Origin of the sequence: Xanthomonas sp. NCPPB 3582 (assembly GCF_041475735.2) — a bacterium.
In the GTDB taxonomy this organism is placed as follows: domain Bacteria; phylum Pseudomonadota; class Gammaproteobacteria; order Xanthomonadales; family Xanthomonadaceae; genus Xanthomonas; species Xanthomonas codiaei.
Genome location: NZ_CM192968.1, coordinates 1,841,285 through 1,866,396, shown reverse-complemented (window position 1 = coordinate 1,866,396; position 25,112 = coordinate 1,841,285). Strand labels below are relative to the sequence as shown.

Here is a 25,112-nt window from a genome sequence, read left to right as displayed (position 1 = left end):
CCGGCCGGCCGTTGCTGGCAGCCACGCCGGCAGCTCGGCAGCCCAGCTCCGTATCGCTTGGGAATACGCCTGTCAGGCCATCCGCGCACGCTGCACTACAGCGCCAGGTGGCGTCAGCGCGCCGGTCCAGCAGGCGTAGCAGGTTTGCCGGCAGGCGCCGGCTTGCTCGGCGCACGTTCGCGATCACGCTCGCGTTCGACCACATCCACCTGCGGGTCCTTCCAAGGCCCGGTGACGTGATAGGTCTTGGCGCCGATCGCACCCAGCGGCTTGCCGAGCACCGCGTTGGCAGCAGCGCCCACCGCCGCACCCACCGGGCCGCCGGCCACCGCGCCGACCACGGTCAGCAGGTTGCCGGCCTTGGGGTTGACGTCCACGGTCTGGTCGAAGGTCTGCGCGCGCAGATCGGTCTGCCCGCGAATGGCGATATCGGCCGCCGGTCCGGCAATGCGGATGGCATCGGTCCGCGCGAAGCCCTCGCCAAAGCGCACCTCGCCGTCCAGCGTGTTGAAGGCCAGCCCCTTGGAGAAGAAATCGCGGAAGTCGAACATCAGCCGGCGCGGCAGCTGCGCCACGCTGAGCAGGCCGAGCACGCGCCCGGCACCCGGCTCCACTTCCAGCAACTGGCCGTTGCGGATGTCCACCTTGAGATTGCCGTCCAGCGAGCCGAGCGCAAAGCCGGTCGGCGAGCCCTGCCAGCCGGCGTTGAGTTCCAGCTGGCCTTCGCCGCCGCGCAACTGCCCGCCCAGGGTGAGGTTCTGCAGCAGGTTGCCCAGGTTGCGGCTGTCCACGCGTGCCGACAGCCGCGTGCTGGCGGCCTCGCCCTTGCCGCGCCAGGCGCCAGTCAGGCCGATGCTCTGGTCGTCCGAGCGCAACTGCAACTGATCCACCTGCATGCCGTCGGTGAGCCGGCTGCTGCGCAGGATCGCCGCGCCCAGCGTCATCTTGCCGACCCGCAGGTCGTCGATGTCCAGCGCCAGCGGCGGGATCGAGACCGGGTCGAACTCGGCCACCGCGCGGCGTGCCGGTTCGGGCAGCGCGCCGGCCAGCGGGTCGCCCGGCTCGGGCGCGGCGGGCTGGGGCGCATCGGCCACCGGCTGCCAGCGCACGGTGCTGAGCTTGCCCTGCACCGTGCCGCCCTCGGCATTGGGCACGGTGAGTTGGCCGGCCAGCGAGGGGCCGTCCAGGGTGACCGCCACCGCATCGCGGGTCGGGCGTAGCCGCAGCCGCGTCTGCGGAAACACGCCGCCGATCATCAACAGCCGGTCGGCCTGCACGTCGACCTGTTGCAACGGCACCGCATCCTTCCTGGCAGGTACCGGCTGGCCCGGCAGTGGCGGCATGTCCGGATCGCTGCTGCCGCGTGCCAGGCTGATCCAGTCGATCGCATCCAGCGAGGCGGTGCGGCCGGTCACCACCAGTCCATTGGCGGGCGGGCGCTCGCTCACCGTGTCGGTGCCCATGACCACGCGCACGCCGGTCTGCTCGCCGTGACTGCTGGCCTTCAATGCCACCAGCTTGCCGAACGCCACATCGATATCGCCATCGCCCACCGGCAAGACCACCTTGACCTGGGTGTCCAGCGGGCGGGGGGCCGGCTTGTCCAGGGGCGCCGGCAGGTCCAGCGTGGTGCCGACCAAGTTCGAGCGCAGCGTCAGCAGCGCCTGCGCATCCGGCTGGCCCGGCCTGGGCAGCGGCACGTCCACCCCCACCTGCCATGGCGCACTGCCATGCACGTAGGGGCGTAGCCATTCCATCTGCGGCGCGCGGTCGAACAACTCCCTGGCGTCCACGGTGGCGTTGAAGCGTGCTTCGAAGGCCTGCGCCGGGTCCTGCACGAAGCCGCCGGCACGCAGCGCCAGCTCGCCGCTGCGGCCCTGGTGCTGCACGCGCAACTGCTCGGCCGCAAAGCCGCTGTCGCGGTACTCGGCCTGCCCGCTGACCTGGTCGAAGGCCAGGTTCCAGCGCGCATCGGCCAGCTTTGCGCCCTGCAGCGCCACCGTGCCCTGCAGATGCCCGCCCACGCCCTTGGTGCGCAACGGGCGCAGCAGGTCGAAGCTCACCGCCGCCGGGCCGGACACGGTGAGGTTGCGCAAGGTGTCGCCATAACGGCGCTCCAGCGGACTCTGTCGCAGCATGCCCAGCAGCTGCGCCGCGTCGGCCTGGGTGGAGGCGCGCACGTAGAGCTCGGAGGTCTTGAAGCTGGGGATTCCCGCGTCCAGCTGCGCGATCGGGGTGCCGGCAAGATCGCCCTGCCCCTGCAACGAGAAGCCGTTGCCGATAAAGCTCAGATCGGCCTGCACCTGCTCCATCGCCGGCCAATCCGGCTGGAAGCGGATCACGCCATCGCGGATGTGCCCGAACGCCTCGAAGCGCCCATCGTTGTTGTCGAACGGCCAGTCGTCCAGATCGCCGCTGACCAGGCCGGTGCCGCCGGTGACCACGCCGCCGGCCACGGCCATGTCCAGCCAGTCGATGGCGGCCTTGCTCATCTTGGAGCGGATCCAGAACTTGCGCGCCACCGGCAGCGCCACCTCGTCCAGCTGCGCGGCCAGTTGCATGCGCGGGCGGCTGCCGTCGTTCTGGAACCACAGCCCGCCGCGCACGTTGGCGCCGTAGTCGCTGGCCTGCACACGCAACGCCGGGGTGGCCACCTGCCAGCCGGCGCCCTCGCGCCAGCCGACGATCTTGCCGGCCAGCTGGATCTGATGCACCACCCCGAAGCCGGTGGGCCAGTCGAAGCGCACCGTGGCATCGGGCGCGGTTTCCAGTTCGCCGCCCTGCGCATCGCCATCGATACGGCCGCGCAGGCCGCTGATGCCCGGCGCATTGCCCACCGGCAGGAAGCCGAGCTCGTCGATGCGGCCTTGCGCGCGGACCGGCCCGCCCTGCTCGCCGGCAAGCTGCAGATCGGCCACCCGCAATTGCGGCCTGGCCAGGGTGAGCCAGCGGCGCAGGCCCGGCGATAGCTGGTCGCTCAGCGCGGCGGCGGCGATCAGCCCCGAGACATCCGCCTGGCGGACGGCCATCGCATAGCGACGCCCGCCGGCAACGCTCAGCCCATCCAGGCGCTGCAGGTTTGCCGCATCACCCAGCCGCAGCAGCGGCGCATCCAGCCGCCAGCCGCCGTCGATGGTCTGCCAGCGCGCACGCGTCTGCAGCCGCTCCCAACGCAACGTGCGGCGGGCGGTTTCGTCCGGCAGTGCGGTACCGGACAACTGCAGCCGGGCGAGATCGGCATCCACGGTGACCGCGGTCACCCGGCGCGCCCGCAGCTGCGCCCAGGCCTGCAACCGCCCGCCGCCGCCATCCAGGCGCATGCCGCCGAGCTGCAGCAACGACGCCCAGGCCGCCAGGTCGGCCGGATCGGCCTGCGCATAGGCGCTGCCGTCGCCGCTGTCGCGGTCGAACTCCAGCACCGTGGTCAGCGGCGCGCGCTCGAGATCGATCCAGCTACGGCTCCCCACCTTGACCGTGGAACCGCTGACGCGCAGGCGCAGGTCGATGCGTGGCAGCGTGGTGTCCACGCCGATCGACGGCGCGGCCACGCGCAGACGTGCCTCCGCTACCTGGATTTCGCCGAGACGGCGCAGCGCTTCCAACGGGTCAGAACGCCGCCCGGCCGGCAAGCCCTGCACCGACCAGACGCCGTCGTCGCTGCGTTGCAGGGTCAGCGCCAGCCCGCGCAGGCGTACTTCGGTCAGCGAATGCCCGGGCAACAGCCCGGCATACAGCGCCAGCAGGACTTCCGCCTGCCCCACCCGCACCTCGCCATGCGGCCCGATCCGCAGGCCATCCAGCCGCAGCAACGGCCCGCGCCGCGTCCATTCGGTGTCCAGCCGATCGAAAGCGATCGCCTGCCCGGCGCGCTGGCTCAACCAATCGGCGATCTGCTGCGGATGCTCCTCCGCCAGCGGCAACGCCTGACTGGCCGCACCGACCAGCAACGCAATCGCCACCACCGCCAGCGCGGCGGCAGTGATCGCATAGCGGCGGAACAGCCGCAGACGGCGGCGCAGCGGGGTCGGCATCAGGGGCGGGGATTGGGCATTGGGGAGTGGGGATTGGTCACAGCTTGTCCAAGCACGGCAACGTCAACGTCCCTGCTTGCCGTACATCATGACGGCGCCGGCTTTTACAAATCCCGAATTTCGACTCCTCAATCCCGAACTCACAGCAGCACCACATCGAACTGTTCCTGCAGGTACTGGTCGTCGGACTGGAAGCGGATGCTCTTGCCGAGGAACTCTTCCAGCTCGGCCACCGCCGCCGACTCCTCGTCGGTGATGCGGGCGACGACCTTCGAAGAGGCGATCACCAGCAACCGGGCGGCATCGAACTGGCGGACCGCGCGGGTGATCTCGCGGAAGATCTCGTAGGTCACCGTTTCGGCGGTCTTGATGGTGCCGCGCCCGCCGCAGTGGCCGCAGGTTTCCGACAGCTGCCGCTCCAGGCTTTCGACGGTGCGCTTGCGGGTCATCTCCACCAGGCCCAGCGGCGAGAACTCGTACACGGTGGTCTTGGCATGATCGCGCGCCAGCGCCTTTTCCAGCGTGCGCAGCACCTGCCGGCGGTGCTCCGCATCGTCCATATCGATGAAGTCGATGATGATGATGCCGCCCAGGTTGCGCAGCCGCAGCTGCCGCGCCACCGCCTGCGCCGCCTCCAGGTTGGTGCGGAACACGGTTTCTTCCAGGTTGCGCTGCCCCACGAACGAGCCGGTATTGACGTCGATGGTGGTCATCGCCTCGGTCTGGTCGATCACCAGGTAGCCGCCGGACTTGAGCGGCACCTGCTTGTTCAAGGCGCGCCCGATCTCGTCCTCCACGCCGTACAGGTCGAAGATCGGCCGGTCGCCGGTGTACAGCTCCAGCCGCTCGGCCAGCACCGGCATGTACTTGGCCACGAAGGCCTGCAGCTGCACGAAGGTCTCGTTGGAATCGACCTTGACCTTCTCCACGTCCTTGCGGATCAGGTCGCGCACCGCCCGCAGCGGCAGGCTCAGGTCCTCATAGATGATGCTGCACGGCGGCGCTTCGCGGCCGCGCCGCTCGACCACGTTCCAGACCCGCGACAGATAGGCGATGTCCTCGGCCAGCGCCTCGGCCGGCTGGCCTTCGGCGTTGGTGCGGATGATGTAGCCGAAGCCGCCATGCTGGGCCGAGACCTCGCTGACGATGGTCTTCAGGCGCAGCCGCTCGGCCTCGTCCTCGATCCGCGCCGACACCCCGACGATCTTGGACTGCGGCAGCAGCACCAGATAGCGCGAGGGAATGCTGATCTGGGTGGTCAGGCGCGCACCCTTGGTGCCAATGGGGTCCTTGACCACCTGCACCACGATGTCCTGGCCGTCGCGCAACAGCTCGACGATGGGAACCGAGGTGGCCGGCGGCGGCGGCAGCGGGGTTTCTTCGGTGTCGACCACGCTGGCCGGTGCCGGCACCGGGCGCACCACGTCGTTGGCGTGCAGGAACGCCGCGCGCTCCAGCCCCACTTCGACGAAGGCCGCCTGCATGCCCGGCATTACCCGCTGCACCTTGCCCTTGTAGATATTGCCCACCACGCCCCGGCGCCAGCCGCGCTCGATATGCAGTTCCTGCAGCATGCCGTTCTCGATCACCGCCACACGGGTCTCGCGCGGGGTGACGTTGACCAAAATCTCTTCCGACATCAATGCGCTCCGAAGGCTGTGAGCAACTGCGAGGTATGAAACAACGGCAATCCCATCACGCCGGAATAGCTGCCGGACAGGTGGGTGATGAAACGTTCCGCGCGTCCCTGGATCGCATACGCGCCGGCCTTGCCCATCGGCTCGCCGCAGGCGGCATAGGCGGCGATCTGCGCGTCGTCGAGGGCGGCAAAGGTCACCTCGGACACCACCAACGCCTGCGCCGGGGCGCGCTGTGCGCAGACTAGGACCACTGCCGTGAGTACCTGGTGGGTGCGTCCGGACAACGCGCGCAGCATGGCGATCGCATCGTCCACATCGGCCGGCTTGCCGAACACCCGCTCGCCCAGCACCACCTCGGTATCGGAGCCCAGCACGATCGCATCCGGGTCGATGGCCTGCACCTGCGCCAGGCCGGCACGCGCCTTGTCCAGCGCCACGCGCTGCACGTAGTGGTCGGGCGATTCGCCCGGCGCGCGCAGCTCGGGCACGTCCAGTTCCAGGGTCTGAAACGGCACATCCAGGCGCTGCAGCAGTTCTTGTCGACGGGGCGAACGGGAGGCGAGATAGAGCATCCGCCCAGCATACCTGTTGCCCGTCCTCGCCCGCTTGCTCCGCGCAGGGGTGTCGCCGCTGTGCCACGTGCGACTCACAACATGTTCATCGACCTCCCAACACGCTCGCAGCACAGACAAGGAGATCCCATGCGTACCACCTTCAAGCCGTTGCTGCTGGCCCTGTCCCTCGCTGCCGGAACCGCCATGACCGCCCACGCCCAACCCGCGCCGAGCTACGCTCTTCCCAATGACGGCACCCTGCTCAACATCTCGGCCGAGGCCGAGGCCAAGCGCGTACCGGACATCGCCACGTTGTCGGCCGGCGTAGTCACCCAGGCCACCGACGGCAACGCCGCGCTGCGCCAGAACGCCGAGCAGATGAGCAAGGTCATGAGCGCGGTGAAGGCCGCCGGCATCGCCGACAAGGACGTGCAGACCAGCGGTATCAACCTCAGTCCGCAGTACACCTACAAGGAAAACGAGGCGCCGAAGATCAACGGCTACCAGGCCAGCAACACCGTCAGCCTGAAGGTGCGCGATATCGCCAAGCTGGGCAAGGTGCTCGACGCCCTGGTCGCCAATGGCGCCAACGACATCAACGGCCCCAGCTTCTCGATCGACCAGCCCGAACCGGTCTACGACGAAGCCCGCGTGGCCGCACTGAAGAAGGCCCAGACCCGCGCCGAGACCTACGCCAAGTCGCTGGGCCTGAAGGTACGCCGCATCGTCAGCATCTCCGAAGGACGCAGTGGCGGCGGCGTGCGCCCGATGATGATGGCCGCCTCGATGCGCTCGGCCAAGGCCGAGATGGACACACCGGTGTCTCCGGGCGAAAGCACGCTGTCGGTCAACCTGGATGTGACGTTCGAATTGGGACGTTGACCCAGCCGACAACTGCCGCGCCCCCATCGCAGAATGGGGTCCACCGCTGAGCGGCTCCAGCACTCTTGTTCAATCCGGCAGCCAAAAACAACGGCGACTCAGTGAGTCGCCGTTGCTCATTGCGGCCGCGCGCCAGTCGATCTTTTCAGAATGCGCGAGTGTCAGATGGGCACCCTGGCCGAGATAGTTGGGCCCTTAGTCCCGATGGGTAGCGCACTATGCAATCGCCCTACCCTCAGCGTCAGCTTAGCGGCAGGCCAGTGAGTGCAGATGACAAGACGACTGCGCAGCCGCCAGGCGGACGCGGCCGCCTGGGAATTGCGTGGACCACGCGCCCGCCCCGACGATGAGTGCCCCGACAAAACACTCACCTGCCCGCTACCCACCACGTCCTGCTGAACACTCTTAGCCGTCGACCTCCTGTTGGGGCACGAGCGATCGGCCTCCGAGCGGAGTCAAATTCGTTCTGAGCCGGCCGAACTGCGTGATCGAATGTCACCGGCGCCAATCTCGGCGTATGCCTCGCCTATATGACTATCTGCCATCAAATTTGAGTCCCACGCTCAGTGCATCAGCTACCACCGGCTTGCTCGGTATAACTCAATTGCCTCGGCGAACATGAATGGGCGACACCCAGCGCCAAACCGCGGAACCTCGATGAAAATTAACGAATTTAGTTTCAATGTTAAGTATTCATGCTCCTGTTTGTGAATATTTCGTGACTCACGCCCCAAAGCTGATTAGAGTCTGAATCTCGGGCTCGGCGCAGGCCAATTGAGCCTTGACATTGTTGTTCACCACATTGCAGGAGAGAGAGATCGTGGCTTCAGCACACCGTACGAGACAGGCACTCCAACGCAGCGCACTGACCCTTGCCCTAGGGTTCTGCATTTCCGGCGTCGCTTTGGCGCAGTCAAACACCTCCGGCGCCATCTTTGGTCAGGCCTCAGCCGGAACGACGATTCAGGTTCAAAGCAGCGCAACTGGCTATTCGCGCAGTATCACCGTCGGCAACGACGGCAGCTATCGCTTCTCGGCAGTACCCATCGGAACCTATACCGTCACTTCGCAGGAGAGCGACGGCACCAGGATCGTGCGCGAGGGTGTCAGCGTCAGCCTCGGTACTGGTACACCGGTCAATTTCACTGCCGCATCCACGCTTGATACCGTGCAAGTGCGGGCCAGCGGCTCAGTCAATCCAATCGACGTGTCTTCCGTGGAATCCACCACGGTCCTGACCGCCGAGCAGATCGCAAAGATCCCGGTTGCCCGCGACACCACCGCAGTGGCATTGCTGGCGCCTGGCACTGTTCGCGGCGACTCGGCGTTCGGCAACCTCGCCTCGTTCGGCGGCTCCTCGGTTGCAGAGAATCAGTACTACCTCAACGGTTTCAACGTCACCAATACCTTCCGCAACCTGAGTTTCGCGCAAGTGCCGTTCGAGGCAATTGCAGAGCAGCAGGTCAAGACGGGTGGCTATGGCGCCGAGTTCGGCCGCTCGCTCGGTGGCGTGGTCAATCAGATCACCAGGCGCGGCACCAACGAATTCCACGCTGGCGGAAACGTGTTCTGGTCGCCGAAGGGGCTGCAGTCCGAGCAAACGAGCTACACCTTCCGCAACCCGCTGGACCCCGAATCCAATGGACAGCTGGCACAGGACAACTCCCGTGATTCGACCAACGAGTTCGTCAGCGCGGTGTGGGCCAGTGGCGCGCTGATCAAGGACAAGCTCTTTGCCTATGGGTTGTTGCAGTACAACGATACAAAGACGACCGCCGGCCCTGTGCTGTACAACGAGGCCAACGGCTTCGACACCACCAGAAAGCGGCCAAACTGGCTGCTGAAAGTGGACTGGGACATCAACGACTACAACAAGCTCGAATTCACCACCTTCAGCGACAAGAGCGACAGTGAGACCGACTACTATCGCTACGGCAGCAATCAATACATCGGCACCGAATTCAATGATGGTGGCGGCGATGTCTACATCGGCAAGTACACCGGCTATCTCACCGACAGCTTCACCGTCTCCGCGCTTTATGGGCACAGCACCTCGTCGCGGGCCACCCACCTGCGTACCGCCGATGGTCGCCGGGTCGAATACGGCGGCGATCTGAACACTCCGGCCACGGGCTGCCCCAACATCGTCGATGTGCGCCCCACCTATCGCCAGCAGCTCACCGGTCAGTACAGTTCGGAATGCAACATCACCGCGGGCTCGATCGACCGCAACGATGCCGAGGACAAGCGCGACCAGTTCCGCCTGGATGCCGAGTGGGCGATTGGCGATCACTTGATCCGATTCGGCTACGACCGCGACGACTACGAGTCGATCGCTGGTACCTCGATCGAGGGTGGTCGCACATGGCGTTATTCGACCGTCAATCCTGATGGCGTGGTCAATTCCGGCGACGAAGTGGATATCGTGCGCGAGCAGATCGTCAATCAGGGCTCGACCGTCAAGCTCAAGCAGTGGGCAGTCTATGTCGAAGACAGCTGGCGCATCACCGATCGTTTCAGAACCTACCTGGGCGCACGCTGGGATACCTTCGAGAACTTGAATGGCGATGGACAGAGCTACGTCAAGATCGACAAGCAATTCGCACCGCGACTCGGCTTTTCCTGGGATGTCAACGGCGACTCTTCGCTGAAGATCTACGGCAACGCGGGGCGCTACTCGCTTCCGTTGACGCCCAGTGTCGCCGTGCGTGGCGCCAGCGCATCGCTGTTCACACGCCAGAACTTCAATTTCGCCGGCGTGGACCCGGTCACCAACGCACCACTCAACACGACCCCACGCGGCGCCTTGAGCTACGTCAATGGTGAGTTCGGTGAGCCGAAGAATCCCGCGACCATCGCAGCAACCAACCTCGATCCGATGTACCAGGATGAATTCATCCTGGGCTTCCAGTCACAGATCACCGATCACCAAAGCATCGGTGCGCGCGGCATCTATCGCAAGCTGAAAGCCGCGATCGATGACAATTGCGACTACACGCCGATCTTCAACCAGGCGGTTGCCGACGGATTGGATCCGGTACTGCCCAACAGCGGGTTCCCCTACTGCCGCATGTTCAACCCGGGCGAAGACTCGATTTTCCTGACCGACGTGGAAGACAACGGCACGCTGACGCGTTACACCGTCGATGCCGACCTGCTGTCGCCGAAGGCCAAGCGCTCCTACAAGGCAGTTGAGTTGTTCTGGGATGGCGTCTGGGATCATTTCTTCTTCCAGACGTCCTGGACGATTGCCTGGAACAAGGGCAATACCGAAGGCGGCGTGAAGTCGGATATCGGGCAAGCCGATACCAGCGTGACCCAGGATTTCGACTACAAGGAACTGATGGTTGATGCCTACGGCTACTTGCCCAACGATCGCCGTCATAGCCTGAAGACGTTCGCCAATTACGAGTTCAACGACGAATGGTCGCTGGGCGCGAACCTGCTGGTGCAATCGGGCCGTCCGAAGAATTGCCTTGGCGTGCTGTTCCCATACAACGGAGACATTCACCCCTACGGATCTTCGTTCTTCCGTTGCGGCACTACCCAGGCCGGCGGTGCCGACGGCCCGTCGGTGGCGGTGCCCCGTGGTACTGCCGGACGTCTGCCGTGGACCAATTCAATCGATTTGAGCCTGGCCTACACGCCCAACTGGGCGCAGGGTCTGCAGTTGAAGATGGACGTTTTCAACGTGTTCGACAATCAGAAGGAGACGGCGGTCAGTGAAGTTGCCGAAGATGCCACCACCGGCTCGCCCTTGCGCACCTACGGGCTGATCCGTTCGACACAGGCACCGCGTAGTTTCCGTTTTATGGTGCAGTACGATTTCTGACCGAAAGGCCATGGAGTCGCCCCAGGGCGACTCCATGGTGTAATCGAGACCGATGGCAAAACACAGCGATACACCTCACTCGCACGATGCACGATGGAAGGCCGCCCAGCAGGCGGAATCCATGGGGGATTGGGAGCAGGCTGAACACCATTACAGCGCGCTCGTCGAAGAACAGCCACACCATGTGCCTGCACTCCTGCGCCTGTCGCGTTACGCGCAACGGCACGATCAATATGGTCGCGCGCACGACTTCGCGCTCCGCGCCGCAGATGCCGTCCGTCTCGGCAGCAGCCCCAGACATCTGGGCTATGTCACGCTGCGATTGCTCGACTTTTCCGAGGACGCCGAACTTGCGTCATCGATCTTGAGCGCCAGCTGGACACATCCCGAAATCATCCGGCAGTCGCCGGTGCTGGCGCAGCATCTTTGGCTCGCCGGACGGTTCGATGATGCCCTGCGCCTGATGGATCAGGCCAATCGCATCCTTGGGCCAAACCCGCTATTGCTCTATACACGCGCAAACGTGTTGCAATTCTCGGGAAAGATCGATGAGTCCGCAGCGTTATTGCGACATGTGCTAACGCTCAAGCCTGATTTCATCGATGCACACTGGACTGCAGCCAAACATCCGGCACTCGCCGGCGATGCAGCTATCGAGCAATCCCTGCGAAAGGTACTTGAGGCGCATGCCAATAACGCGCCGGGATCCGCGCAACTGGGATGCGCGCTCTTCCACCACCTGGATGCCAGATCAGAAACCGATGCAGCCTGGCAGGCGCTCACGCGGGCAAACGCCAGCATGCGACCGCATGTTCACTATCGAGGCGATCGCTTGGCGGATCAGCTGCAGCAACTGATGGATACCGCAGTAGCCGATCCCACGCATGCCCCTGTCACGACGACGCAGCCGGCGCCCGTTTTTGTGGTCGGACTGCCTCGCACCGGCACCACATTGCTCGACCGCATGCTCGGCAACCATGGATGGATCAGTAGCGCCGGAGAGCGAAACGACTTCAATGCAGCGGTGAGCGAAGTGTCCGGTCGCTTTTTCTACGGGCCTGGCTCGACAGATGAAATCGAAACAGAATGGCCGATCGATGCCCGGGGGGTGGGTCAACGCTACCTGGAACGTCTGCGCCGCGCGGCATCGGCGACCGCATTCGCCACCGACAAGCATCCGCAGAATTTATTCAACATTCCGCTGATCCTGAAAGCCCTGCCGCACGCAAAGATCCTGTGTCTGAGTCGTGCAGGCATGGATGCAGCGTTTTCCAACTTCAAGGAATTCTTCCATGGCGGCGCGTATGGATACAGCTACAGCATCGACACGCTGGCCACTCACGTTCAACTCGCGCAACGCTGGACAGCCTTCTGGGCGCATTGCGCGCCGGATCGTGTGCTCGAAGTGCGCTACGAGGATCTCGTCACCGATGCAGAAGCGACACTGGCGTCCATTTTCGAGTTCATCGGCGTCCCCGTCCTGCCAGGCCTGTCGGATATCACCCGCAATACGGCGCCGGTGACCACGGCCAGCAGCACCCAGGTACGCCAGCCATTGCATGCACGCGGCATAGGCGCGTGGCAGCGCTACGCGCAACAGCTTGCTCCGCTACGTGCTCTCCTGCATCCAGCACACTCCTGACGTTTATGGTTCCAGATACTTTCGCCACGCTGAGTGCACTGGCAGAACGCTGTGCCGCAACCGGTGCACTTGAGGAGGCCATCGCCACCTATGTCCAGGCGCTCGCGTTGCGTCCCGGCGATCCGGGCACATTGATTCAATTGTCATACCTGCACTCGATGCGTGGCCGTTACCGACAAGCGCGCGACTACACGCTGCAGGCTCTCGGCAGCGGGACATCGCTGCCCGCCGTGCTGGCCGAGCTGCTGCCACGATTGCGTACCTTCAACGAAGGACCAGCACTGCTGGCCTGCGTGCAGCGCCTGCTTCCGATGTCGCGCATTCCTATCCCCTTGTTGCTGGCCATCGCTGCGCAGCTGACGTATTTCAACTTACCCGAGCAAGCAATCACGTTTCTGGATGAGGCATTCCTGGCCGATCCGGAGTACCCGCCCACCTGCCTTGCCCGCGCCCAGGTCGCTATCTACCTGGGACGCTCCCAACAGGCGGAAGACGATCTGCAACGCGTCCTCCGGCGTGCCCCAGAGATTGCCCAGACCTATTGGCTGCTCGCTTTTCTGCGCAAACAGGACATCCAGCACCATCAGATCGATGCCATTCGACGTCAATTGCAGCGACCTGGGCGCAACCCGAATGAACGCGCGTTGCTGTATTACGCGTTGCACAAGTCGCTGGACGATCTCGGCGAAGTCATGCCTGCCTGGGATGCCTTGCTCGCCGGATGCCGTGCAAAGCGCTCCACATTGCACTATCAATCGAGTGATACCGAAGCACTGGTGGATGCATTGCTTCGGCACCAGCTTGGCGCAAGTACACCGGACACGAAGGGCGAACAGCCAGGCCGAACACCGATCTTCATCGTCGGCATGCATCGCTCCGGAACCACCCTGCTGGAACAAATGCTATCCGGCTCCAACGACGTGAAAGGCCTGGGTGAACTGTACGACTTCACCTCCGCAATGCGCTATCTCACCGACCACCATTGCCGTGGCGTGATCGATACCGCCCTGGTGCAACGCGCGGCAGGCCTGGATATGGCCCAGGCAGGTGCCCGCTATCTGGATGGCATCGCCTGGCGCCTGCAAGAGCAGCGCTGTTTCACGGACAAACTGCCGTCGAATTTTTTCAATGTCGGATTCATCGCGCAAGCCTTGCCGCAGGCGCGTATTCTTCACATGGTGCGCGACCCGATGGAAACCTGCTTTTCAAACTTGCGGGAACTGTTTTCCGACGCAAATCCTCACAGTTATGACATGCAAGAGTTGGCCGCGTTTCAAAGGCACTACGCGCGACTCATGCAGCATTGGCATCGCGCGTTGCCGGGTCGCATTCTCGACGTTCACTACGATCAACTGGTTGATGTTCCCGAACAGACCTTGAGGGCGGTTTGCAATTTCTGCGACATCCCGTTCGAGCCGGCAATGCTGGATATCGGTGCGCGGGTGCGCGGCGTCGTGACCGCCAGCGCTGTCCAGGTCCGCGCAAACGTGTCCAAATCACCGCAGGCAAAATGGCGAGCCTACGAGTCTCAGTTGCTGCCATTGCAACGCGGCCTCGCATCCTGAGCCGATGCCGGAGACTGCCGCTTGTGCAGCAGGCCCGGCTGCGGTAAACCTACGCTACCGGATGGTGTAGTGCGTCCGGGCCGCGCTGGTCCTTTCCGCAGTTCCGTTCTGGAGGTGGATGATGGTTCGCACGCAATCGCAGGTTTCCCTCCGTCCCACAGGCATCGATGTCTCGCGCGTTCTGGCGATGAGTACCGCCGTGGCCTTGCATTTGCTGGCCGGCGGTTTGTTGTTGATTCCGCTGTCGTATCGGGCGGTTCCGCAGCCCGCGCCGGAACCGCGCTGGGTCATGCCGATCACCATCGAGACCCCGCCGGAGCCACCAAAGGTGATTCCGGTCGAGGTGGAGTTCACTCCGAAGACGCATGTCCCGTCCACGCCGGTGACTGTGCAGGTGCAGACCCCTGTGATCAGTGAAGCGCCGGTGGTGGACACCGCATCGGTGGCACTTCCTGCCGCAGCCGATCCGGTGGGCGAGACTGCACCGGTGGCAACGACACCCAGCAGCGGACCGGTCGAGGCAGGCCAACTGCAGTACCTGAGTTCGCCGGCACCGAGTTATCCGGTGGCGGCGCTGCGTGCGGGACAGCAGGGCACGGTGCTGCTGCGGGTGCTGGTCGGCACCGACGGGCGTCCCACCGAGGTCAGCGTGCAGACCAGCAGTGGGCATCGCGCGCTCGACCTGGCAGCGCGTAGCCAGGTGCTGCGCAGCTGGCGCTTCCAGCCGGCGATGCAGAACGGCCAGGCGGTGCAGGCCTACGGTCTGGTGCCGGTGAGTTTTTCGCTGAACTGATGAGCGGTCCACTGCGGTGGCCCGGTTCCCGGGCCGCCGCCTCTTCGGGCGCTGCGCAAGCCATCCCCCCATCCCCTGCACAAGGTCGTGGTGTGGAGCGAGCGCCAACGACAAGCTCCCTGCAACGGCGCAGATCCTGACGGCGACACAGCGAGCGATCGTCCACTGACGCTGGTGTCGCAGCCTCGGCGTCCTTCCGATCACGATGCCGCGATCGCGTCATGCCCGAAACCGCCGGAAGGCGCGCAACGGTTGTTCCTTCGTCGCCAATGCAGATGCGTGACCGGCGACGGGCGTATGGCCAGCTGCAATCAGAGTGGATGATCGTTCCCGCGCGGCCCGACCGTCCTGACGAGCTGGCACCTGCGACGCCCTGCTGCAGCCATGCGCTGCGTCACCGCGCGCCGGCCACTCAGGCGCGGTGGTAGGGATGATTGGCCAACATGGCGGCCGCGCGGTACAGCTGCTCGGCCACGATCAGGCGTACCAGCATGTGCGGCAGGGTCAGCGGGCCGATCGACCAGCTTTCGCTGGCGCTTTTCAGCACATCGGCGGCGTGGCCGTCCGGGCCGCCGATCAGCAACGCCAAGTCGCGCCCCTGGCTGCGCCAATGCTCCATGCGCTGGGCCAGCTGCTCCGAGCTGAGCGGGCGCCCCGGCACGTCCAGCGCCACCACATGCGCGTTCTTCGGCAACGCCGCCAGCACGCGGCGGCCTTCGTCGTCGATGGCACGTTGCCCGTCGCGCCCCTTGCCGCGCAGGCCGGGTTCGATCTCGACCAGCTCCAGCGGCATCCAGTGCGAGAGACGTTTCTGATATTCGGCAAACCCCTGCGCCACCCAGGACGGAGCGCGTTCGCCGGTGGCGATCAATCGGCATTTCATCGCGACATGATATCCGCGTCACAGCCCGGGCATCGCGCGACGGTTTGTCGCCGGGTGTCATGGTGTGGTTACAGCCGGCAATTAGTGTCGCTCGACCACCCAGCCCGCAGGAGTCGTTCGATGCCGATTTTCGATCCCGCCCGCCGCCAGGTTCTCAAGGGAAGCGCCGCCGTCATGGCCGCCGGTGCCCTTGGCAGCTTGAGTGCCTTGCAATCGCGCCAGGCGCAGGCCGCCAGCGTCCCGTCTGCGCGGCTTGCCCCGGTTCCCAGCCGCTATGGCCCGCTGGCACCGGTAGCCGACCAGAGCACCGGGCTGCCATTGCTGCAACTGCCGCGCGGTTTCAGCTACCGCTCGTTCGGCTGGAGCGGCGACCGCATGGACGATGGTCAGCCCTGCCCCGACCGTCACGACGGCATGGCCGTGGTCGGCCTGCGCCGACCCGACTGGCGCCCCGGCAGCGACCCGCTGCGCGGCCTGGAATACGTGTTGATCCGCAATCACGAACGCGGCGCCGGCAGCCCGTTCCGCGCCCCCGCCATGTACGACACCGGTATCGTCAGCGGCACCCAGCAGGCCGGCGGCGGCACCACCACGCTGAGCTACGGCCGGCGCGGCTGGGGCAGCCTGGAACCGAGCCTGGGCGGCACCCTGGTCAACTGCGCCGGCGGCCCGACCCCGTGGGGCACCTGGCTGAGCTGCGAAGAGATCAAGACCAATGCGGTGTCCAGCACCGGCCGCAAGCATGGCTATGTGTTCGAAGTGGACCCGGACAGCCAGCGCACCACCGGTCGGCCGCTGGTGGGCCTGGGCCGTTTCAGCCATGAGGCGGTGGCGATCGACCCGCGCACTGGCATCGTCTATCTCACCGAGGACGACCGCAACAAGTCGGGCCTGTACCGCTTCATCCCCAACGACCGCCGTGGCCGCAACGGGTCGCTGGAAAACGGTGGCCGGCTGCAGGCCGCACGCGTGCGCGGGCGTCGCAATGCCGACCTGACCGTGGCCAGCATCGGCCAGCAGTTCCAGCTGGAATGGGTGGATATCGAAGAACCGGATCTGGACGGCATCGCCGCGCCGGCAGGCTTTGCCGATATCGGCGCCAACGACACCTTGAGCGGCCCGTTCGCGCAGGCCTGGGCCGATGGCGCGCTGCGCATGAGCCGCGGCGAGGGCATCTGGTACAGCTACGGCAAGCTGTTCATCGTCGACACCAGCACCGGGGTGGATGCGCAGGGGCGGCGCGGCTACGGCAATGGCGCGGTGTGGGTGCTGGACCTGTTCACCCAGCGCCTGAGCGCGCTGTTCGTCAGCGGCAACCAGCTGGCCGCGCACAACCCGGACAACGTCACCGTCAGCGCACGCGGCGGCGTGGTGCTGTGCGAGGACGGCGGCGAAAGCCCGGACGAATACGGTCCCGGCGCACGCCTGCTGGGCCTGACCCGCCAGGGCGAGTCGTTCTACCTGGCCAAGAACAACGTGCAGCTGACCTCGCAGCAGATCGCCGACGCCGGCAAGACCATCGCCGAAGGCGACTACCGCGACACCGAGTTCTGCGGCGCCTGCTGGGACCCGCTGGCGCGCACGCTGTTCGTCAACATCCAGACCCCGGGCATCACCCTGGCGATCACCGGGCCGTGGGAGCGCGGGCCGCTGTAAGGCAGTGGCCGCTGCCTGAAGGCCGGGCACCCTTCAGGCAGCGGCCGCCCCGCTGGCGTTCTGCCGGCAACGCTTGCCCAAGTCGAGACGCTCAGGCAACGGGCGTCTGCATTCCTGTCACAACGTCGCACACGCCATGGCTTGGTCCAGGCCAGCGGCTACCCACCGCGGGTAGGCCACCTGGCTGCCGCGGCAGTCAGTAGAACCCGACGCTGTCGCGCTGCAGTTTGATCCAGCGCTTGATCGCTTTTGTGTCTTTCAACTCGCGTATCTCGCGCAGCTGCTGCTGCCGGTAGATGACCTCGTTGGCGACCTGACGCTTGAACTTGGTCAACAGTTTGTCCAGCCCCTCGGGCTTGGGTTGCGTCGGCAGATCCAGATCGTAGGCGTAGCAGAAATCCATTGCGTGCTGGGTCAGCTGGTACTTGAGTTCCTTGCACTGGCGGTCAAGCTCGCGGTTGTACTCTTTCAGACGCGTCGGGTTGATCGCGTCCACGCCCTGGGCATCGAGCAGGCCGATCTCCGCCTGCAGTTCGAGCAGGCCAAGCAGGTCGTTGCCCTTGTAAGCGGCATTGAGCCGCTGCATCAGCTCGGTGCGCGTGGCGTGATCGCCCGGGTCACTGGCGCGATCCGGATGCAGATTGCTCGCCAGCTTGCGATACAGCTCGCGCAGCGGCGGCGGCTCGGCCTGGGCCTTGGCCTTGGCGGCTTTTTTCTCTGGGCGACGCCGCCGCTCACCGGCGCCTGGTTGCTTGGCGTGTTCGCCGGCAGCGTCGGCATCTGCCTGCGCCTGGTCCAGGCGCGCATTGATGCGTTCGAAGAGTGCATCGGGCGAATCGACCGAGGCCAGCTCCTCCGGATCCAGTCCATACAGCTGACCGATGACCTGTTTCATCACCGCATCCGATTCATCGAGCTCCTCGTCGAAGCCGACCTCGTTGTGGCGTTCGTAGATGGGCTTGAGCTCGACATGACCGGCCTCGATCAGCGGAGCGGCCAGATCGCAGATCTCATCGGACACGAAGTCCCGATCGATCCTGCTCAGCTTGACCGTGGCATCGATGCGATCGAGCAGATGGATCTGCTCGATCTCCAGCACCCGTTGTTGCTCGAACAGCGGCAGCACTTCGGCTTGATAGCGTGCGCGCCACTGCTCGACCGCCTCGCGCCAGTCATGCAGCTCGGTGCGATGGCGCTGCAGATCACGCAACAGCCGGTCGAAGCGCTTGCGGGCGGGCGACATTTCCTGACCACCGGCATCACCGGATTGCCGACTCAGTTGCTGCAATGCCGTGGACGCGGGTGCGTTGGAAGGAGATGCAGCCGTAGTTTTAGGCATGGAGGATCGATGACTTGGTGGATCGCTTACTCGGAATCGGCAGAAGACGCTTCGTCAGGGCGCTGGTCGCCCACTGTCCACAGGCGTTCCAGCGCGTAGAACTCGCGCACACGCGGCAGCATCACGTGCACTACGACATCGCCCAGGTCCACCAGCACCCACTCGGCCTCGCGCTCGCCTTCCACGCCCAGCGGCATCACGTCCAGGCGCTTGGCGAACTTGACCACTTCGTCGGCGATCGACTTGACGTGACGGGTCGAGGTCCCCGAGGCGATCACCATGTAATCGCAGACGCTGGACTTGCCGCGCACATCGATCTCGACCACGTCCTTGGCTTTCAGTTCCTCGACGGCGTCGCGCACGGTAGCCAACAGGGCCGGCACGGACGGCGGCGGATTCGGAATGGAGGTCTTGATGACTTGGGCTGGACTGGTCAAAGCGGCAACTCGATGGAATTGGCGCGAATTATAGGCCGGTCCGGGCGAGCGCGTGTTCAGCTAGCCGGGCGGGCACACCCATAGAGGCCATGCTGGCCGATGAAACCGGCCACGGCGGCCGGCACCAGCGCCTGCCACTCGGCGCCGCTGGCGATGCGGGCACGCACCGCGCTGGCCGACTCGCCACGCAACGGCTGCCGCAGCCGCCACAGGCGGCCGGCCGCTGAAGTGGCCAATTCGTCCACGCGGGCCGCCCACCTGCCCTGCACCGCCGCTGCCAGCGCCGGGGAGTGGGCCAGATCCAGCGCAGTGCCCGGGCGCGCGGCGATCACGAAATGCGCCAGCCCGAACAGCGCTTCCCATTGATGCCATTGGCTCAACTCGACGAAGGCGTCGGCGCCCAGCAACCAGGCGATCGGCGTTTGCGGGCCGAGCGCTGCGCGCAACTCGCGCAGTGTCTCCACCGTATACGACGGCGCGCCACCGGCGCAGGCGCGCTGCAACTCGCGCTCATCGAGCACCAGACCAGGCTTGCCGGCCAGCGCCAGTGCCAGCATCTGCGCGCGTTGCACAGCGCTGGCACCGGGTGCGGGGCGATGCGGCGGATCGGCGGCCGGTACCAGGTGCACGACTGCGTCCAGTTCGTCGCGCGCCGCGCAGGCGATGGCCAGGTGGCCCAGGTGGACCGGGTCGAAGGTGCCGCCGTAGTAAAGATGGAGCTGGGGGAGCCGGGACCGGGGACCGGGGACCGGGGACCCGGGAGAGTCGGTTGCGGAATCGGCAGCCGCACGCTGGTCGGGCTGCTGGTGCTGCGCTAGCCCTTGCTCGAATGGGGGCTGGGGACCCGGGACCGGGGACCCGGACGAGCCAGGCGCAGCGCCGAAGGCCGCACGCTGATCGCGTTGCGGCTGCTGCGGTTGCTGCTGCGGTTGCTGCTGCCGTTGCTTCTGCCCTTCCCCGGTCCCCGGTCCCCGGTCCCCGGTCCCGGCTCCCCCGGCTCTCCCCGCCCTCACGCCAGCAATCTCACCGCGCGCGCTTCGGCTACCGCGACCAGCAGGCGTTCCAGGCCGACCCAGGCATCGCCGTCGGCACGGCCCTTGGCCATGCGGTCGACCAACCCGGCCTCGGCGACGAAACGCTCCCAGCGGCGTGGTTCGGGGTGGCGCTGCAGCGCGCGCTTGAACGGGGCCTGGCGGGATTCCCAGATGCCCTGCGATTTCATTTCGGCGGCCAGGTTGCCGCCGTTGGCCTGCACCTTGGCCAGCGCGGCGGTGCGCAGCAGCTCCTTGATCAGGATCGGCATCAGCGCGGCCACCGCCTCGCCCTCGGCGCGCAGGCCGGCCAGCATGCGGACCGCTGCGACCGGCTGGCCGGAAAACACGGTCTCGGCCAGCCGGAACACGTCGTAACGCGCCGCGTCGGCCACCAGCGATTCCATCGCGTCCAGATCCAGCGTCTTGCCGTCGGCCAGCAGCGCGAGCTTGTCGATTTCCTGCGCGGCGGCCAGCAGGTTGCCCTCCACCCGCTCGCTCAACCGCTGCACCGCGGCGGCGTCGGCGCGCAGGCCCTGGCTGCGCAGACGGCGTTCGATCCAGTCGGACAGTTCGTGCGGCTTGATCGCCCAGGCCACCGCGATGGTGCCGCGACGGCCCACCGCATCGGCCCATTTGCCCTGGTGCGCCTTGCTCCAGTCGTTGGCGGTGATCAGCAGCACCACGTCCGGCGGCGGGTTGGCGCAGAACCGGGTGATGACCTCGGCGCCGTCCTTGCCCGGCTTGCCGCTGGGCAGGCGCACTTCCACCAGCCGGCGCGGGCTGAACAGGCTGGGCGCGTTGAAGCTGGCGTCGAGCTGGTTCCAGTCGAACTCGCGGCCATCGGCATCGAACACCTCGCGCTCGCTGATGCCTTCGGCGCGCGCGCGGGCACGCACCGCGTCGGCCGCTTCGAGCACCCGCAAGGTTTCCGGGCCGGCGATCAGGTAGACCGGCTGCAAGGGCTGGTTGGACTGGCCGGCCAGCTGTTCGGGGCGAAGTTCCATGACTAGGAATGCGCGTGCGAGTCAAACATTACCGACAGGACGGCGGCGGTAGCGATCGACATGCCGTCATCGCCATGCGGCAGCTGCCACCCGCGTTCCGCACAGGCCGATTCCGGACACCGGGCGCGGCTGCCCGGCAACTGCGCGGAAGGACTGCCCACCACCGGCTCAATTGTTCGACGAAGAGACGGGCGGCAGCGAGGCCGGCACGCTCGACTCGGGCGTGGACGGCTGCGCCGGCGGGGTGGTGGCCGGTGGCAGCGGCGCGGTCGGCGTGCTTTCCAGGCCCTCGCCCCGCTGCACGCGCGCGCGCACCACGCTGTCGATCCGGCGCAGGATCGAGGCGGACATGTCCTTGCGCAGCTCGTCGGCGAGGATCTCGCGCTCGGTCGCGGTACCGGTGGCGTCCACCGGCGGCGACACGTAGTCGCGCGAGAGTTCGATCACCTGCTGCGGCACCAGCACCGAACCGTTGGCGGTGGTGAGGGTGAAGATAGCGGCGTAGCGCAGGCTGTATTCCTGCGCACGGCCCTGGCTGTCGATGGCGATCGGCAGGTCGCCCCAGCGTTCGGACAATACCTGCAACTGCGCAAAGCCGGTCTTGGCATCTTCGTCGGCCACGGTGGCACCGGCGGCCTTGAGACCTCGACGCAGCAGCTTGGCCAGCTCGCTGTACTGCACGGTGGACTGCACCTTCACCGCGGGAGTGTCCGGCGGCAACGCGAGCGAATTGCGCAAGTGAAAGCCGCAGGCGGTGAGGCTCGAAACCAGCACGAGGGAGGCGGCGAAGGCAGTAGGAAATCGGATCATGGGCACAGTCTGGAGGAGCGCCCCGGTGGCGGCAACAGGCGGCTAGCCTGACGCAGCCCGCGTGAACGGGGCTTGATAGGGCGCCGCGAAAAAACGCGGTGCCCAGGGATGGCAAACGCGTCGCCACGCGCCATGACGGTCGATCGCCAGCAACTGTCGCAGCGGTCCGCCCGCGCGTCGCCGCGCCATGGGCAATGACGCATCACGCACGCCTGCCTGCAGGTTGCCACGCGCCGGTGCTACCGATGCCGCGACACCGGACGACGGACCGACGCATGGGCGCACGCCTGTGCAGTGCGCTACCGGGTGGTAGCCGCACCGACAGGCGCCGGCATCAGCCTGCCACGATGTTCACGATCTTGCCCGGCACGATGATGATCTTGCGGATCGTCAGCCCGTCGAGGAATTTCGCCGCGTTGGGTTCGGCCTGCGCCAGCGCTTCGACCTGCTCGCGCGCCGCGTCCGCCGCCACCTCGATGGTGCCGCGCAGCTTGCCGTTGATTTGCACCGCCAGGGTCAACGCATCGCGCACCAGCGCGCTGGCGTCGGCCTGCGGGAACGGCACGTCTTCCAGCAGCGTCTGCCCGCGGCCCAGCACCTGCCACAGCGCATGGCTGGCATGCGGGGTGATCGGGTTGAGCAGCAGCACCATCGCTTCCAGCGCCTCCTGGCGCACCGCCCTGCCCTGGTCGCTGGCGTCGTCGAACCTGGCCAGCGCGTTCGACAATTCCATCACCGCGGCAATGGCGGTGTTGAAGCTGTGGCGGCGGCCATAGTCGTCGCCGACCTTGCCGATGGTTTCGTGGGTCTTGCGGCGCACGGCCTTCTGTTCGGCGCTCAACGGCCCGGACAGCATCGTGACCTTAGTCAGCTCATCGACGATGCCCTCGCCCACATGCTTGTGCACCTGCACCCACAGCCGGCGCAGGAAGCGCGCCATGCCGTCCACGCCGGCCTCGTTCCACTCCAGCGATTGCTCGGGCGGTGCGGCGAACATCGAGAACAGGCGCACCGTATCGGCGCCGTACTTGGCCACCATCGACTGCGGGTCCACGCCGTTGTTCTTGGATTTGGACATCTTCTCGGTGCCGCCGATATGCACCGGCTGGCCGTCGGCGATCAGCACCGCGCCGGTGACGCGGCCGCGCTCGTCGCGCTGGATCTCCACGTCGGCCGGGTTGATCCAGTCCTTGCCGCCGTTATCGGCATCGCGATAGAACGTGTCGGCGATGACCATGCCCTGGGTGAGCAGGTTGGTCACAGGCTCGTCGCTGTCCACCAGCCGCGCGTCGCGCATGAGCTTGTGATAGAAGCGGAAATACATCAGGTGCAGGATCGCGTGCTCGATGCCGCCCACGTAAAGGTCGGCCGGCATCCAGTAATTGGCGCGGCGGTCGACCATGTCGCGTGCATTCGGGCTGGTGTAGCGCGCCACGTACCAGCTCGATTCCATGAAGGTGTCGAAGGTATCGGTCTCGCGCTCGGCCGGGCCGCCGCAGTCCGGGCAGGTGGTCTGGCGCCAGGTCGGATCGGTCTTGATCGGCGAACCGGTGCCGGCAAATTCCACGTTTTCCGGCAGCACCACCGGCAACTGGTCTTCCGGCACCGGCACTGCGCCGCACTTGGCGCAGTAGATCACCGGGATCGGGCAGCCCCAGTAGCGCTGGCGGCTCACGCCCCAGTCGCGCAGGCGGTAATTGACCCGGCGCTGGCCCTGGCCCTTGCGCTCGAAGCGCTCGGCCAGCGCTTCGAAGGCGCCGCCGAAATCCAGGCCATCGAACTCGGCCGAATTGATCAGCTCCAGCTCGCGGCTCTTGTCGGTGTACCAGTCGCGCCACTGGGTGGCGTCCCAGCTCTGTTCTTCATCGTTGCGCGGCTCGCGCAGCTTGACCACCTGCACGATCGGCAGGCCGTACTTGTTGGCGAATTCGAAATCGCGCTGGTCGTGGCCGGGTACGGCCATCACCGCGCCGGTGCCGTAGCCCATCAGCACGAAGTTGGCCACCCATACCGGCACCTGCTCGCCGCTGATCGGGTGCACCGCGGTCAGGCCGGTGGCCATGCCGCGCTTTTCCTGGGTTTCCAGCTCGGCTTCGGACACGCCGCCGTGCTTGAGCTCTTCCAGCAGGCGCGCCAGTTCCGGATTGGACCTGGCCGCATGCATCGCCAGCGGGTGCTCGGCAGCGATCGACACGAAGGTCACGCCCATCAGCGTGTCCGGGCGGGTGGTGAACACACGCAGCGGGTCCAGTGCGGCGCCGTCGGTATCGCGCACGTCGAACTGGATCTCCAGGCCTTCGGAGCGGCCGATCCAGTTGCGCTGCATGGTCTTGACCGACTCCGGCCAGCCCTCCAGCTGGTCCAGGCCGTCCAGCAGTTCCTGCGCGTAATCGGTGATGCGCAGGAACCACTGCGGAATCTCGCGCTTTTCCACCAGCGCGCCGGAGCGCCAGCCGCGGCCGTCGATCACCTGCTCGTTGGCCAGCACGGTCTGGTCGATCGGGTCCCAGTTCACCACCGCGTTGCGGCGGTAGGCCAGGCCCTTGCGCATCAGCCGGGTGAACATGCGCTGCTCGTGGACGTAGTAGTCCGGCGTGCAGGTGGCGAACTCACGCGACCAGTCGATGGCGTAACCCAGCGATTTCAGCTGGCCGCGCATGTGGTCGATGTTGGCGTAGGTCCACTTGGCCGGCGCGGTCTTGTTCTTGATCGCGGCGTTTTCGGCCGGCAACCCGAACGCGTCCCAGCCCATCGGCTGCATCACGTTGTGGCCGGTCATGCGCTTGTAGCGGCTGACCACATCGGAGATGGTGTAGTTGCGCACATGGCCCATGTGCAGCGCACCGGACGGGTACGGCAGCATCGACAGGCAATAGAACTTCGGCTTGTCCGAAGTTTCGTCGACCTGGAAGGCGCGGGTGGCGTCCCAGAACTGCTGGGCGGAGGATTCGACCTGCTGCGGGTCGTAGGCGTTCGGTTCGACGGTGGACATTGGGAGCGGATGCTCGGG

General features: G+C 66.0%; 16 protein-coding genes. 6 read left to right on the top strand and 10 right to left on the bottom strand.

The features are described from left to right. Positions 1-113 precede the first annotated feature (113 nt). The 3 genes from ACCQ05_RS07890 to ACCQ05_RS07880 all read right to left on the bottom strand — a co-directional run bounded on the left by ACCQ05_RS07890 (position 114) and on the right by ACCQ05_RS07880 (position 6,243). Positions 114-4,031, bottom strand: a complete 3,918-nt coding sequence (locus tag ACCQ05_RS07890; RefSeq protein WP_372393450.1) for a YhdP family protein — start codon at positions 4,029-4,031, stop codon at positions 114-116. Positions 4,032-4,171: 140 nt separating this feature from the next. Next, positions 4,172-5,671 carry a ribonuclease G gene (rng, locus tag ACCQ05_RS07885; RefSeq protein ID WP_104540156.1) on the bottom strand — a complete coding sequence of 500 codons (1,500 nt, stop codon included), beginning with the start codon at positions 5,669-5,671 and terminating at the stop codon, positions 4,172-4,174. After that, the gene (locus ACCQ05_RS07880; protein ID WP_372393449.1) at positions 5,671-6,243 is read right to left on the bottom strand and encodes a Maf-like protein; all 573 of its coding nucleotides are present in this window, start codon (positions 6,241-6,243) and stop codon (positions 5,671-5,673) included. The genes rng and ACCQ05_RS07880 overlap by 1 nt, the downstream gene beginning before the upstream one ends. A gap of 129 nt (positions 6,244-6,372) precedes the next feature. Here ACCQ05_RS07880 and ACCQ05_RS07875 point away from each other — a divergent pair, with 129 nt between their 5' ends. The 5 genes from ACCQ05_RS07875 to ACCQ05_RS07855 all read left to right on the top strand — a co-directional run bounded on the left by ACCQ05_RS07875 (position 6,373) and on the right by ACCQ05_RS07855 (position 14,939). Next, positions 6,373-7,107 carry an SIMPL domain-containing protein gene (locus ACCQ05_RS07875; protein WP_228962676.1) on the top strand — a complete coding sequence of 245 codons (735 nt, stop codon included), beginning with the start codon at positions 6,373-6,375 and terminating at the stop codon, positions 7,105-7,107. Between the two features lie 904 nt (positions 7,108-8,011). Beyond that, positions 8,012-10,939: a TonB-dependent receptor gene (locus ACCQ05_RS07870; RefSeq protein ID WP_372393448.1), complete on the top strand. Its 2,928-nt coding sequence runs from the start codon at positions 8,012-8,014 to the stop codon at positions 10,937-10,939. Between the two features lie 52 nt (positions 10,940-10,991). Continuing rightward, positions 10,992-12,581, top strand: coding sequence for a tetratricopeptide repeat-containing sulfotransferase family protein (locus ACCQ05_RS07865; protein ID WP_372393446.1), 1,590 nt, complete (start codon positions 10,992-10,994; stop codon positions 12,579-12,581). A gap of 5 nt (positions 12,582-12,586) precedes the next feature. Continuing rightward, positions 12,587-14,146 carry a tetratricopeptide repeat-containing sulfotransferase family protein gene (locus tag ACCQ05_RS07860; protein WP_372393445.1) on the top strand — a complete coding sequence of 520 codons (1,560 nt, stop codon included), beginning with the start codon at positions 12,587-12,589 and terminating at the stop codon, positions 14,144-14,146. Between the two features lie 118 nt (positions 14,147-14,264). Further along, positions 14,265-14,939 carry an energy transducer TonB gene (locus ACCQ05_RS07855; RefSeq protein WP_104540153.1) on the top strand — a complete coding sequence of 225 codons (675 nt, stop codon included), beginning with the start codon at positions 14,265-14,267 and terminating at the stop codon, positions 14,937-14,939. Positions 14,940-15,351: 412 nt separating this feature from the next. Here ACCQ05_RS07855 and rlmH read toward each other — a convergent pair whose 3' ends face one another. Then, a complete protein-coding gene (gene rlmH, locus ACCQ05_RS07850; protein ID WP_228962672.1) occupies positions 15,352-15,822 on the bottom strand; it encodes a 23S rRNA (pseudouridine(1915)-N(3))-methyltransferase RlmH in 471 nt (156 codons plus the stop codon). A gap of 120 nt (positions 15,823-15,942) precedes the next feature. On the opposite strand from rlmH, the gene ACCQ05_RS07845 reads away from it, so the two are divergent. Next, a complete protein-coding gene (locus ACCQ05_RS07845) occupies positions 15,943-17,478 on the top strand; it encodes an alkaline phosphatase PhoX (protein ID WP_372393444.1) in 1,536 nt (511 codons plus the stop codon). 196 nt (positions 17,479-17,674) lie between these two features. Here the strand turns inward: ACCQ05_RS07845 and ACCQ05_RS07840 are convergent, their stop codons facing one another. The 6 genes from ACCQ05_RS07840 to leuS all read right to left on the bottom strand — a co-directional run bounded on the left by ACCQ05_RS07840 (position 17,675) and on the right by leuS (position 25,094). After that, complete coding sequence (locus tag ACCQ05_RS07840) at positions 17,675-18,721, bottom strand: J domain-containing protein (protein WP_372393443.1); 1,047 nt, start codon at positions 18,719-18,721, stop codon at positions 17,675-17,677. Between the two features lie 122 nt (positions 18,722-18,843). Then, positions 18,844-19,254, bottom strand: a complete 411-nt coding sequence (gene rsfS, locus ACCQ05_RS07835; protein ID WP_228963963.1) for a ribosome silencing factor — start codon at positions 19,252-19,254, stop codon at positions 18,844-18,846. A gap of 56 nt (positions 19,255-19,310) precedes the next feature. Then, positions 19,311-20,267, bottom strand: coding sequence for a nicotinate-nucleotide adenylyltransferase (gene nadD / locus ACCQ05_RS07830; protein WP_372393442.1), 957 nt, complete (start codon positions 20,265-20,267; stop codon positions 19,311-19,313). Beyond that, positions 20,264-21,292, bottom strand: a complete 1,029-nt coding sequence (holA, locus tag ACCQ05_RS07825; protein ID WP_372393441.1) for a DNA polymerase III subunit delta — start codon at positions 21,290-21,292, stop codon at positions 20,264-20,266. Before holA ends, nadD begins: the two co-directional genes overlap by 4 nt. A gap of 168 nt (positions 21,293-21,460) precedes the next feature. Continuing rightward, the gene (locus ACCQ05_RS07820; protein WP_104540146.1) at positions 21,461-22,102 is read right to left on the bottom strand and encodes an LPS-assembly lipoprotein LptE; all 642 of its coding nucleotides are present in this window, start codon (positions 22,100-22,102) and stop codon (positions 21,461-21,463) included. Positions 22,103-22,436: 334 nt separating this feature from the next. Further along, positions 22,437-25,094: a leucine--tRNA ligase gene (gene leuS / locus ACCQ05_RS07815; RefSeq protein ID WP_372393440.1), complete on the bottom strand. Its 2,658-nt coding sequence runs from the start codon at positions 25,092-25,094 to the stop codon at positions 22,437-22,439. Positions 25,095-25,112 lie beyond the last annotated feature (18 nt).